Here is a 12,038-nt window from a genome sequence, read left to right as displayed (position 1 = left end):
GGACCTCGCCGAGGCGGCGGCGCAGGGCGCGTTCCAGGCCGGCGATCGGGTAGAGATTCTGCGGGGCGCGGGAGTCCTTGTACTCGACGGAGGCGTAGCGCGGCAGCACCGCCTGGGACAGTGTCGCCATCGCGACCGCGTCCGGGGCCGGGAGGTCGGCGCCGGACTCGACCCGGACCACACCGGCCCACGGCGCACCCGGCGCGCACGGCAGCCGCAGGTACCAGGTGTAGCGCGACCAGGAGGTGCCGACCCGGAACACCGGGGTCCGCTCCCCCGCCCGCAGCCGCGACACGACGGCGCCCAGCGGCGCGGGCAGGTACTCGCTGCGGTGGCTCTTCACGAAACCCAGGGCCCGCGGCAGGTGCTGACGTCCCCGCAGCGGACCGTCGATCACCAGCAGGTCCGATCCGTCGGGATGGTCCTCCCGCGCGGTGCCCGCCGCGATCAGCTCGACCTCGGCCAGCTCGCGCTGCAGGGCCAGCGACAGCACCTGCATCGGGGCGGTGTCGGCCCGCTCGCCGGTCACGCTCGCGCGGTAGCGACCGGCCGTGGTGACGACGTCCTCGGCGTCGGCCCGGGTCGTCACGAGCGCGCGCCGGACCAGTGACGTCCGCAGCTGCGCGACCTCGCCGGCGCGGCAGCACACGACCCCGGCGGCGTAGGACGCGCACAGCGCCGGGGACGCGTCGCCGTCGGCCTCGTCGACCCAGATCTGAGCGTCCACCCGGCGGACGCCGTCGACGAACAGCACCGTGTCCGGCGCGACGGTCCCGGCCGTCGGCCCGACCGGGGCCCACCGCGTCTGCGGGACCTCCACGCCGACGTCGATCTCGGCGCTGGACGGGGCGGCGCCCGTGTCCGCACCGGAGCCGGGCTCGACGTCGAGGCTGGTCCCGTAGGCCGGGTCCCACGGGTCGACGGCGAACCTCACGCGCCCTCCCGGACGACGGTCGAGGTGCGCTGGTCGCGGCTCAGCGAGAACCGGACCGGGATCCGCTCGGCCAGCGCCGGCACGTGCGTGATCACCCCGACCATCCGGTCGCCGCGCACGGCCAGGTTCTCCAGCGCGCCCGCCACGATCTCCAGGTTGGCCTCGTCGAGCGTCCCGAAGCCCTCGTCGAGGAAGATCGACTCGAGCTTCGGGGCGCCCTGGGCGGCCAGCCCGGACAGCTGGGCCGACAGGGCGAGCGCGAGGGCCAGCGACGCCTGGAACGTCTCGCCGCCGGACAGGGTCTTGACCGGCCGGCGGGCGTCGGCGTCGGCGTGGTCGACGACCAGGAACTCGCCCTTGTCGTGGGTCAGCTCGAACTGCCCGCCGGACAGGTCGGCCAGGCTCGCCGAGGCGTCCACGACGAGAGCGTCCAGCGCGGAGGCGACCAGCCAGCGCGGGAAGTTGTTCGAGCGCAGCTGGTCGCCGAGCAGCTTCGCGACCTCGCGCGCCTCCTGCGCCTGCGCCCGCTCGGCCACCAGCGCGGCCGCGGCCTCGCGGCGCTCCACGACCCGCGCGTGCGCGGCGCGGGCCGCCTCCAGCGCCGTCGCGACGGCGGTGGGTGCGGTGCGGGCGGGCTCGGCGCCGGGCTCGATCCCGTGCGCCCGCAGGTCATCGACCAGCCCCCGCAGCACCGCGTCCCGGCTCCTACGGGCGACGTCGGTGGCGTCGTGGGCCTCGGCCAGCGACCGTTCCCGCACGGTCGTCTCGCGTGCCGCCCATGTCGTGAGCACCTTCGCGGCGGCGGCCGGCTCGTCGCCGTCCAGGGCCGGGGCCCCGAGCGCCACGAGGGGGTCGCGGACGGCGCGCAGCGCGTCCCAGGCCTGCGTGACCTCGCGCTCGCCGGCCCGCGCGTCCTGCTCCGCGGTGCGTAGCGCGGCGCGGGCGGCCCGCAGGGCGGCGTCGGCGGCGCGGGCGGCGTCCTGCAGCCCGTCGATCCGGGCGAGCTCGGCGGCGGCGTCGGCGTCGGCGGGTTCGCCGTCGAGCGAGCCGCGCAGCTCGGCGATGCGGCGCTGCGCCGCCGCGAGGGCCCCGGCCGTCTCCTGCTCGGCGCGGACGGCGGCGGTCTCGTCCCGCCGCCGCGCGGTCGCGGCCAGGTCGGCCTCGGCGAACGCATGCTCGGCCGTGTCCCGGTCGTGTTCGGCGGCGTCGGCCGCGGCCCGTGCCGGACCGGCGCCTGCCTCGCGGCGGGCCGCCTCCTGCTCCGCCCACGCGACGAGTGCGCGCCATCCGGCGGCGACGTCGTCGGTGTCCACGCCGGGTGCGCCGAGCGGGACCAGCGGGTCCCGGGCCGCGCCGAGCTGCGCCGCGGCGGCGGCCGTGTCGGTGCGCACGGACTCCACGGTGGCCGCGGCGGTGTCCCGCTGCCGGCGCGCGGTGCGGGCCGCGCCGGCGGCCTCGTCGACGGCGCCGGCGAGACGGTCGATCCCGGCCAGCGCGGACTCGACGCCGTCCGGGTCCGGGAGCCCGGCCAGCGCGGACTCCAGGCGTGCGACCGACCCGGCGGTGCGTTCGACGTCGGCGACGGCGGTGGCGCGCGCGGTGTCCGCCGCGGTCCTCGCCGCGCGGGCCCGTTCGTGGACTTCCTCGGCCGCGTCGACGGCGTGCCGGGCACCGTCGAGGTCGGTGCCGGGCAGCGGCGCCGGGAGCGTCGCGACCGTCCGGGCGCAGACCGGACAGTCCTCCCCCACGACCAGGGCGGGACGCAGCGCGGCGGCCCGGTCGGTGCGTTCGAGCAGGTCCTGCTCGGCCCGCGCCGCGTCGAGGTGCTCGCGGGCCTCGGCCAGACGCCCGCCGGCGGAGGCGACCTCCCGCTCGGCGGCGGTCAGCCGGGCGTCCGTGGCGTCGCGTTCGGTCCGGGCGGCGGCCAGGTCACGGTGGTCGCGGCGGGCCTGCTCCAGCGGCGCCCGGTCGGGTGCGGCCGCGGCGGCGTCGCGGGCCGCGCTCTCGGCGTCCTCGGCCGCGGTCGCCGTCCGCGCGGCGGCGTCGAGCGCGGCGGCGGCGTCGGAACGGCGGCGGTCCAGCTCGTCGAGACCCTCGGGAGCCGACGGCGTGCGCAGCGCGTCGATCTCCGCGGCGAGCCGGCGGAGGGTCTCGTTCGCGGCCGACAGTGATTCGGCCGCGGCGTCGCGCACGGTGCGGGCGTCGTCGACCGCCACCCGTGCGGCCTCCGCCGCGGTGCCCGCCTGCCCGGCCCCGGTGACGGCCTCGTCGTGGCGGGCGCGGATCCCGGGCAGGTCCGCGTCGAGGGCGGCCAGCTCGGCGTGCTCGCGCCGGACCCTCTCCAGGCGTCCGCGTCCGGGTTCCGCGGCGTCCCGGGCCTCGCGCGCGGCGAGGTCGTCGCGCTCGGCGGCGTCGGCGTGCTCGCGGGCCGCGGCGGCGGCGCGGGCGGAGGAGTGGCGGCGCAGGCCGAGGGCGGCGAGCCCCTCGGGCACCTCGAGCGCGGCCAGCAGGTCGCGCTCGCCGCGCACGCGCGCCACGGCCGTCTCGGCCGCGGCGAGGGCGGTGTCCGCGGCCGCCAGCTCCGGGCCGGACTTGTCGACCCGCCCGGCCAGATCCTGCAGTGCGCTCACCGTCGTGGTCGCCGCCCGCTCGGCGTCGTCGGTGGCGTCGGCGTAGCGCTCGAGCTGCTCGCCGAGCAGGTCCGCGCGCTGCTGAGCGATCTTGGAGTCCTCGTTGGCGCGGCGCATGATCTGCTCGTAGACGTCGAGCCCGAGGATGCGCTCCAGCTTCTTCTGACGGTCGTTCGGCGCGGCGTGCAGGAAGTCGGCGAAGTCGCCCTGCGGCAGCACCACGCAGGTGCAGAAGTCCTCGAAGGGCAGCCCGAGCAGGGCCTCCACCTGCTTGGAGACGTTCGCCGCGCCGTCCGCGACCGGCTCGGTCGCGTCGTCGGGCCCGCCGTCGCCCTGAGGATCGGTGAGCTTCTCCAGACGCGCACCCTTGACGGTGACGTTGCCGGTGGAGGCGGTGCGGCGTAGCTCGCGGGCCACGACGTAGCGGTCACCGGCGAGGTCGAACACGAGGCTGACGGTGCCGCGCCCGGCCGTCGGGGCCAGCGCCAGCCCGACCGTGCGCCGGTCGTCCCAGCGGGGCACCGAGCCGTAGAGCGCGAACGTCATCGCGTCGATCACGGTGGACTTGCCGGACCCGGTCGGGCCGACCAGCACGAAGTAGTCGGCATCGCGGAAGTCGACGACGGTCGGCTCGCGGAACGAGGCGAACCCGTCCATCCGCAGCAGCACCGGGCGCATCAGGCGCCCCCGGTCACGTCGTCGTGCAGCCGGGCGAAGAGGGTCTCCACCCGCGGGTCGGCGATACCGCGGCTGCGCAGGTACTCGGAGAACAGCTCCGAGGGGTGCCGCTCGGGCCCGGTCGCCGGGCGCGAGACCGTCACCGGGGCCGCGAACTCGGGGTCGATCCGCACCTCCAGCGCGTTCGGGAGCAGGCCGGTGACCTGCTCGCGCAGCCCGGCGCGGGCCGGCTCGCACACGAGCACCCGCAGGTAGTCCTCGCCGACCCCGTCGGCCAGTGCGGCCAGCTCGGCGACCGAGCCGCGTACGGTGCGCAGCCGCCGCCCTGCGGTGATCGGCACGTCGGTGACCTTCGCCGGGGTGCCGGGTCTCGCGTCGACGATGCACACGACGGGGGTGTTCTCCTGCTCGCCGAAGTCGACGGCCAGCGGCGCGCCGCTGTAGTGCACCGGGCACGGCGCGGGCATCTGCTGGCGGCGGTGCAGGTGCCCGAGTGCCACGTAGTGCGCCTCCACCGGGAAGATCGTCGCCGGCACCGCGTACTCGAAGATCGACTGCGCGGCCCGCTCGCCGCCGCCGAACGCCCCGTCCAGGACGGTCAGGTGGGCCATCACGAGGTTGACGGTGTCGTCGGCGAACCCGGCCGTCAGCGTGGCGAGGATGTCGCGCAGCTGCTGGTCGTAGCTGCTGGTGTTCTCCCCCGGCGTGCGGGTGACAAGGTCCGCGGCGCGCACCGCGTAGCGCTGCGACAGGAACGGCAGCACCGCGACCCGGGCCCGCTCCCCCGTCGACCGCGCCGTGATCTCGACCAGCCCACCCCTGTCGGCCGGGCGGGCGGAGCCGACCAGCGTGATCCCGGAGGCGTTCGCCAGGGGCCGGTAGGCATCCAGCGTCGGCCCGTGGTCGTGGTTGCCGGCGATCGCGACGACCGGTGTGCCGTCGCGGGCCAGGCCGAGCAGGGTGCGCATGACCAGCGTCTGCGCGGCCGCGGACGGGGCCGCGGTGTCGTAGAGGTCCCCGGCGACGAGGACGGCGTCCACCTCGTGCGCGCGGGCGACGGCGACGATCTCGCGCAGGACCTGTTCCTGCTCGTCGAGGCGGCTGCGGCCCTTCAGCGTCTTGCCGACGTGCCAGTCGGCGGTGTGCAGGAACCTCATCAGAACGGGGCGTCGTCGTCATCGGTCGCGGTGGGCAGGTGGGCGAACGGATCACGCCGCGCAGCACCGTTGCCGCTGCTGCCGTTCCCGGTGCTGGTGGGAGGTGCGGGCTCGTCGCCGGCCTCGGAGAGCCGCGTCGCCCAGGCCGGAAACGGGAACTCCACGGCCAGCGGCACCGGGATCTCCGGCTGCGAGACGAACATCGCGCCCGGCTTGGCCAGCACCGCCCGCGCCCGCTGCGACGGCGGGAGGAACCCGTACTCCGGGCGTCCGGCCTCGGCCGGGTCCAGCCGCCCCACGACCTTGATCGAGGAGTTGGACACGATCCGCCGCTCCACCTCGCTGGCCGTCTGCTGGGCGCCGATCAGGATGATGCCCAGCGAGCGGCCGCGCTCGGCGATGTCGAGCAGCACCTCCTTGATCGGGCTCGAGCCCTCCCGCGGCGCGTACTTGTTCAGCTCGTCGATCATCGTGAACAGCAGCCCGCCGGTCCCGGCGGTCTCCTTGCGGGCGGTCTCGGCGGCCAGCACCACGCCGACGACGAAGCGCTGTGCCCGCTCGGGGAGGTTGTGCAGGTCGACGACCGTGACCTGCTGGCCCTCGGTGCTCACCTTCCGGCCCGCCACCTCGGCCAGGTCGCCGCGCAGCAGAGTGCGCAGCGGCTTGAGGCTCGACCGCAGGCGGCGCAGGAACGCGTTGATCGTCCCGGTGCCGGTGACCGGGCCCGCCCAGTCGCGGCGCTCGTCCTCGTCGTTGAGCTTGTCCGAGACGAACTCGACGAGCTGTGCGTAGGTCCGGATCGTGCGCCCGCCGAGCTGCACCGCGCCCTGGTCGACCTCGACGGCGTCGCGCTTGAGCTGTGCGGCGACCTGGTGGATGACCATCGTGTACTGGTTGCGCTCGTCCTCGGCGTCGGCGAAGGCGTACGGGAGCAGCTCGCCGCGGCAGAACTCGGCCAGGGTCCACCAGAACGGGGTGACGCCGCTGGTCCGGCCGGTGACGTGCGGGCGCCCGGCCGGGTCGTCCGGCGTCGGCGGGGCGAAGAACCCGGCGGAGGCGAAGGGCTGCGCGGGCAGACCGAGGCGGCGGTAGCGCTCGCGCTGGGTCTCGTCGAGGCGGGTGTTGGCCCGGTCCAGGAACAGCAGATCCTCGCCCTTGACGCTGAACACCAGCGCCTTCGCGTTCACCGACCGCCGTCCGAGCGCGCCGCTGTGGAAGATCGAGTACAGCAGGAACAGCGCGAAGCTGGTCTTGGTCGCGACGCCGGAGATGCCGCTGATCGACACGTGGCCGCCGCGGGTGCCGTCGAGGAACTCCAGGTTCACCAGGATCGGCTCGCCGTCGCGCCCGAGCCCGACCGCGACCGTCGACTCCATCTGGTCGAAGTACAGCGCCGAGGACCGCTCGTCGCCGGTGGCCCGCCGGGCCGGGGAGCCGGGCGTCGGCGGCACGTAGCACTCCGGCTCGACCCGGGTCGTGGTGATCTCGGCGATCTCCTGCACCTGCGCGGGCAGCACCCCGTCCGCGATCAGGAACACGTCGGAGCCGTAGGTGGCGCCCTCGTGCCGCGCCCGGATCTCGGTGACCACCCCGGACGTCGTCACCTCCCCGACGCCCGGCACCGGGCGGCGGGTGACGACGACGTCGTCGAGCTGCAGGTACTGCCCCGGCGCGAGGCCGACGGAGAACAACAGCGGTGTGGAGTCCTCGGTCCCGGCGACGAGACCGACCGGATCCTGATCCGCCATGATCCTCCTCGCCGACGTGCTCCTGCCGATGGGCAGCACGGTAGTGCGCACCCCCGACACCGCCGCAGCGGGGCGTGGCGCCGCCGACCCGGGCCGCGAGGTCACCGAGGCGGGACTACTCAGGGGGCGAGCGAGCGGGTGAGCTCGTCGCGGGACTCCGGGGCGGCGATCGCGATCAGTCTCTGCGCGGCCTGGCCGGGGGTGGCGCCGCGCAGGTGCGCCGCGCCGTACTCGGTGACCACGACGTCGACGTCGGCGCGCGCGGTGGTCACGACGCCTCCGCGCAGTGCGGCGACGATCGTGGACTCGTCGCCGGAGCGGCTGCGCAGGGCGATGACCGACCGGGACCCGGTGCGGGCGGCCGCGCCGGAGAAGTCGGCCTGGCCGCCGATCCCGCCGATGTAGCGCCCGCGCCGTACCTCGGCGCCGACCTGCCCGGTGAGGTCGACCTCGACCGCCGAGTTGATCGAGACCAGGGTGCGCAGCTGGGAGAGGACCCGCGGGCTGTGGGTGTAGCCGGCCGGGCGGAACTCGACCGGCATCCGGTCCAGTCCCTGGTAGAGCGCGGTGCTTCCGATCACGGTCCCGGTGACGACGATCCCGGTGTCGATCTCCTTGCGCGAGCCGGTGAGCGCGCCGGTCTCGACCAGGCGCAGCACCGCATCGGTCGCCATCCCGGCGTGGAAGCCCAGGTCACGGTGCCCGGTGAGGCCGTCCAGGATGGCGGTGGGCAGCGGTCCGACGCCGATCTGCACGGTGTCGCCGTCGGCGACGAGCTCGCAGACGTGCCCGGCGATGGCCTGGTCGACGGCGTCCGGCTCGCGTTCGGGGGCGGGGACGAGCGGACGGTCGGTCTCGATCGTCGCCGCGAACCGCTCGACCGGGATCCCGGGCGTCCCCCGGGTGGCCGGCATCCGGTGGTTGATCTCCGCGATCAGCGTGCGGGTGTGCAGCAACGCGTCGGCGGTGTAGTCCGCGCCGATGCCGACCGTGCACAGGCCGTCCGGTCCGGGCGGCGAGACCTGCAGCAGGCCGACGTCACGGGGCAGCAGTCCCTCGGCGAACAGGCGCGGCAGGCCCGAGTAGTGCACCGGCACGACGTCGAGACGGCCCTCGACGGACAGTGCGCGCAGGTCGCCGAGCGCCCCGTAGGACGTCAGCGACAGCGCCTCGGGCAGCTCACGGGTGACACGGCGGTTCCAGGTGAGCCCGCAGAAGGCCCGGCACGGGCCGATCTCGGTCACCTGGTCGAGCAGCGCGTCCACCAGGGGCCCGGACTCGGCCGCGGCCTGGCCCCACCAGAGTCCGGACCCGGCCGGGACGTGCGGTGCGAGGTCGATCATCGGACTCCCGCCCGCGCGGTGTCCGGCCGGGGTGTGCGAGCGGAGCTCTCGTCCAGCGCCGGTGCACGGGAGCAGCTCTCGTTCACTGCTGGGGCCGGTGGGCGAGCCGGACGTCGTGGCGGGCGGCGCCGCCGTCGAGCCGGACGACGTCGGCGACCGGCGGGAACCCGGTGACGATCACGGTGTAGTCGCCGTCGGGCACCCCGGTGAACGCGTAGTCGCCCGCGGCGTCGGTGTCGGTCACCGCGACGGTGCGCCCGTCCGGGCCGAGCAGCGCCACCCGCGCGTCCGGGACCGGGCGGCCGTCGACGGTGCGGGCGGTGCCCTGCAGCGCCACCTCGGGGGCCAGCACGAGGTCGCGGCGCGCCGGCTCCGGCCCGGTGATCACGACGAGGTCGGACGCGGGCCGGAACCCGGTCGCGCCGGCCACCACCGTGTACGTGCCCGGGTCCAGGTCGTCGATCGCGTAGGCCCCGTTGGCCGGGGTGTGCCGGGTCGCGACGACCTCGCCCTGCTCGTCGCCGACGAACACGGTCGCCCCCGGCACCGGGCGGCGGTCGGTCCCGGTGACGACCCCGGACACCGAACCCGGAGCGGCACCGGCGAACACGACGTCGACCGGGGCGGGCGGGGTGCGGCCGTCGACGACGACGGTGGTGGTCTGCGGGGCGCACCCCGGCGCGGCGCCGATCACCAGGTAGGCCCCGGCGTCCGGGACCGGTGTGCGGAACGCGCCGTCGGGCCCGACGCGGCCCGCGGTGACCTGACGGCCCTGCTCGTCGAGCACCGTCACCGTCGCCTCGGACAGCGCACGGGCACCGGCGGCGCGCACCCGCACGTGCACGACCTGCGGCGACCCGGACGTCGGGTGCCCGCCGTTCGGGTGCCCGCCGTCCGGGTGCCCCTCGTGGGTGCTCATCGGTCCCCGTCCCGGTGCCCGGAGCGGGCGAACCACCAGCCGGCGTCGTCCTCGGTCCGCGCCAGGTCCTCGAGCTGGGCGGTCAGCGCGCGGGCGAGCACGCCGGTCATGTAGATGCTGTGCCGGTGACGGTCCGGGTCGGGCACGCCGCCGGTGTCCCCGTGCGCGCCGGTGTCCCGGCCGTTCTCCCGGCTGCTGTCGCTGTCGTCCACGCCGCTCCCCCTCCTGCTCGCCGCCATCGGCCGGTCACCGCACCGCGAGCGACGACGTGTCCAGACGGTCCGGGATCATGCCCGCCTGCGTCATCAGGTCCGCCACACGCTGCAGCCGTCGCGGCTGCAGCGTCGAGGGGTACTCGGGCAGGGTCAGGATGCCCGCCGTCGTCGCCGAGATCGGAGTGTAGGACGGCAGGCTGCTCGTCACCTGCTCGTCGTCGGCGGCCCGCTCGGAGGCCTGTGAGAGCGCACGCCGGAACGCGGCGATCGTGGCCGGGTACTGCGCGGCGAACCGGGCGGTCGTGAAGTACCCGTCGAGCGGGAACGCGTCGGTCGGCCCGCTGGTCGGGTCGACCAGCGGCAGCGCGCCGATGCTCTGCTCGGCCTGGGTGACGAACGGCTCGACGAGCCAGGCCGCGTCGACCCCGCCGGAGTCGAGTGCGGTCACCGACTGCGCGAACGGCATCGTCACGTACCTCACCGACGCGGGGTCGACGCCGCGGCTCGCCAGCACCCGGTTCAGGGTGAGCGTCTGGATGTTCGGGGCCGGGGTGTTCACCGCGACCGTGCGCCCGGCCAGCTGGCGGGGGTCGGTGATGCCCGAGCGCGGGCTCGTCACGACCTGGTCGAGGCCGGGTGAGGCGAGCGCGGCCTCGGCGACGACCCGGATGTCGGTCTCCTTGCGGGCCTGCGCCTCGAAGAACGTCACGTAGTTGCCGCCGGCGACGATGTCGACGCTGCCGTCGGCGAGCCCGGGCAGGCTCTGGTTAGACGAGGTCAGGGGCTTGATCGTGACGTCGAGGCCCTGCTGGGCGAACAGTCCCTGCTGCTGGGCCAGGTGCAGCGGTGCGACGTCGACGATCGGCAGCCCGGTGACCGTGATCGAGGTCTTCTCCGGGCGCTCGGGTGCCGCCGGCCCGGTCGAGCAGGCGCCCACCAGGAGCGCGACGCCGGCGAGCAGGGCCGGGACCCGCAGCGCGGACCGGGTCCGGGGGCTCACCGGGCGGCCCCGGCGTTCGGGACCGTGCTCGTGTCCGCCGCCGCGCGGGCGGACAGCGCGTGCTCGACGAGCGTCACCAGCGTGCGGGTGGCCGAGGTCCGGTCCCGGGCGTCGCAGCGCACGATCGGACGTCCGGCGCCGAGCGCGAGGGCCTCGCGGAGCTGGTCCTCGGTGTAGGGGAACTCGCCGTCGAAGCCGTTCACGCCGACCACGACCGGGATCCCGGCGCGTTCGAAGTAGTCGAGCACCGGGAACGAGTCGATCAGCCGTCGGGTGTCGACGAGGACCACCGCGCCGACCGCGCCGGTGACCAGCTGGTCCCACATGAACCAGAACCGGTACTGGCCGGGCGTGCCGAACAGGTAGAGCACCAGGTCGTCGTCGAGGTCGAGGCGCCCGAAGTCCATGGCGACGGTGGTGGTGCGCTTGTCCGGTAGCCCGGACAGGTCGTCGACGCCCTCGCTCGGCGCGGTCATCACCTCCTCGGTGGTGAGCGGGGTGATGTCCGACGACGAGCCGACGAACGTCGTCTTGCCGACCCCGAACGCGCCCGCGACCACGACCTTGAGCGGCGTGACCGGTCGGGCGCCGCGCCGCGGGGCGGCGGTCTCAGATCCGCTTGCGGAGTTCACGCAGGGCCCTCTCCAACTGGTCGGTGTCCTCGCCGTGTCCCGGTGAGGGGGGATGGACGTGCACGCGGCCGGCGTCGTCCAGGTCCTCCAGCAGGACCCGCACCACCCCGAGCGGCAGGTGCAGCCGCGCCGAGATCTCGGCGACCGAGGACCACGGCCGGCACAGGTCGACGATCGCCGACGCCTCCGGCCCGAGTGCCCCGCCGCCAGGCCGTCCCGGTGGCCCGGTCGTGTCCGGCGGGTGCCGGTCCGGGGGCGGGATGGCGTAGCCGAACCGGAACAGGTTCTCCGGGTCCCAGCGACCCTTGAGCTCCACCAGCCGGCGGTAGGTGTCCGGGTCCCAGGCCGTCGCGACCCGGTCGACGTCGGTGACCGAGCCGAGGAAGTTCAGCGCCGCACCGCCGGTGGAGTACGGGGCGAGCGCGTCCAGGAGCCGCTCGCCGCGGGCCGACACGGGGCCGCCTGCGCCACCGGGGCCGCCGGACTCCGCGGGCGGCGGGTCGAGCACGAACAGGCTGTAGGCCGCGTCCCGGCCGCCGACGCAGTTGGGTACCTGCGGGCCGCGGGCCAGCGCTCCCCCGAGCTGGCGCAGCTCGACCGAGAGCAGCGGGTCGCCGGCGTCGCCGGAGGTCGCGGCGAGCAGCGCGTCGACGGCGTCGGCGGGCACCGCGGACAGCAGCGTCCCGCCCTTCCAGACCGGGACCGGCTCCGTCGGGTCGTCGTGGATCGTGCCGACGGCGGTGAACGGCAGCGCGGCGACGGTGTCCACGGCCGGGCTCAGC

The 12,038-nt window shown here is 75.7% G+C and carries 10 protein-coding genes; all 10 read right to left on the bottom strand.

Annotated features, from left to right (window positions below; all coding sequences use genetic code 11):
• Window positions 1-934 (bottom strand): hypothetical protein (locus I4I78_RS22705; RefSeq protein WP_218613494.1); only part of this gene is annotated, 934 nt, incomplete at its 3' end.
• Window positions 931-4,242 (bottom strand): AAA family ATPase, encoded by a 3,312-nt coding sequence (locus I4I78_RS22700; RefSeq protein WP_218613493.1) that lies wholly within the window; start codon window positions 4,240-4,242, stop codon window positions 931-933. The genes I4I78_RS22705 and I4I78_RS22700, both read right to left, overlap by 4 nt.
• Window positions 4,242-5,399, bottom strand: a complete 1,158-nt coding sequence (locus I4I78_RS22695; protein WP_218613492.1) for an exonuclease subunit SbcD — start codon at window positions 5,397-5,399, stop codon at window positions 4,242-4,244. The genes I4I78_RS22700 and I4I78_RS22695 overlap by 1 nt, the downstream gene beginning before the upstream one ends.
• Window positions 5,399-7,147 carry an ATP-binding protein gene (locus I4I78_RS22690; RefSeq protein WP_218613491.1) on the bottom strand — a complete coding sequence of 583 codons (1,749 nt, stop codon included), beginning with the start codon at window positions 7,145-7,147 and terminating at the stop codon, window positions 5,399-5,401. The genes I4I78_RS22695 and I4I78_RS22690 overlap by 1 nt, the downstream gene beginning before the upstream one ends.
• 119 nt (window positions 7,148-7,266) lie before the next feature.
• Window positions 7,267-8,490 carry an acetyl-CoA hydrolase/transferase family protein gene (locus tag I4I78_RS22685; protein ID WP_218613490.1) on the bottom strand — a complete coding sequence of 408 codons (1,224 nt, stop codon included), beginning with the start codon at window positions 8,488-8,490 and terminating at the stop codon, window positions 7,267-7,269.
• A gap of 82 nt (window positions 8,491-8,572) precedes the next feature.
• Window positions 8,573-9,409, bottom strand: a complete 837-nt coding sequence (locus tag I4I78_RS22680) for a carboxypeptidase-like regulatory domain-containing protein (protein WP_218613489.1) — start codon at window positions 9,407-9,409, stop codon at window positions 8,573-8,575.
• Window positions 9,406-9,621, bottom strand: a complete 216-nt coding sequence (locus tag I4I78_RS22675) for a hypothetical protein (RefSeq protein ID WP_218613488.1) — start codon at window positions 9,619-9,621, stop codon at window positions 9,406-9,408. Before I4I78_RS22675 ends, I4I78_RS22680 begins: the two co-directional genes overlap by 4 nt.
• Before the next feature lie 34 nt (window positions 9,622-9,655).
• A complete protein-coding gene (locus tag I4I78_RS22670; protein WP_218613487.1) occupies window positions 9,656-10,624 on the bottom strand; it encodes an ABC transporter substrate-binding protein in 969 nt (322 codons plus the stop codon).
• Window positions 10,621-11,184, bottom strand: a complete 564-nt coding sequence (locus tag I4I78_RS22665) for an ATP/GTP-binding protein (protein ID WP_374225894.1) — start codon at window positions 11,182-11,184, stop codon at window positions 10,621-10,623. The genes I4I78_RS22670 and I4I78_RS22665 overlap by 4 nt, the downstream gene beginning before the upstream one ends.
• A gap of 49 nt (window positions 11,185-11,233) precedes the next feature.
• A partial coding sequence (locus tag I4I78_RS22660) for a DUF742 domain-containing protein (RefSeq protein WP_218613485.1) occupies window positions 11,234-12,038 on the bottom strand: 805 nt, incomplete at its 5' end.

This window comes from Pseudonocardia sp. KRD291, from assembly GCF_019263595.1.
In the GTDB taxonomy this organism is placed as follows: domain Bacteria; phylum Actinomycetota; class Actinomycetes; order Mycobacteriales; family Pseudonocardiaceae; genus Pseudonocardia.
This window is presented reverse-complemented; position numbering and strand designations above follow the sequence as displayed.

What these genes read in the sequence shown, in the direction of transcription:
- I4I78_RS22690 (WP_218613491.1), bottom strand. Translation starts at nt 7,147, where the DNA reads ATGGCGGATCAGGATCCGGTCGGTCTCGTCGCCGGGACCGAGGACTCC.
- I4I78_RS22695 (WP_218613492.1), bottom strand. Translation starts at nt 5,399, where the DNA reads ATGAGGTTCCTGCACACCGCCGACTGGCACGTCGGCAAGACGCTGAAG.
- I4I78_RS22685 (WP_218613490.1), bottom strand. Translation starts at nt 8,490, where the DNA reads ATGATCGACCTCGCACCGCACGTCCCGGCCGGGTCCGGACTCTGGTGG.
- I4I78_RS22680 (WP_218613489.1), bottom strand. Translation starts at nt 9,409, where the DNA reads ATGAGCACCCACGAGGGGCACCCGGACGGCGGGCACCCGAACGGCGGG.
- I4I78_RS22700 (WP_218613493.1), bottom strand. Translation starts at nt 4,242, where the DNA reads ATGCGCCCGGTGCTGCTGCGGATGGACGGGTTCGCCTCGTTCCGCGAG.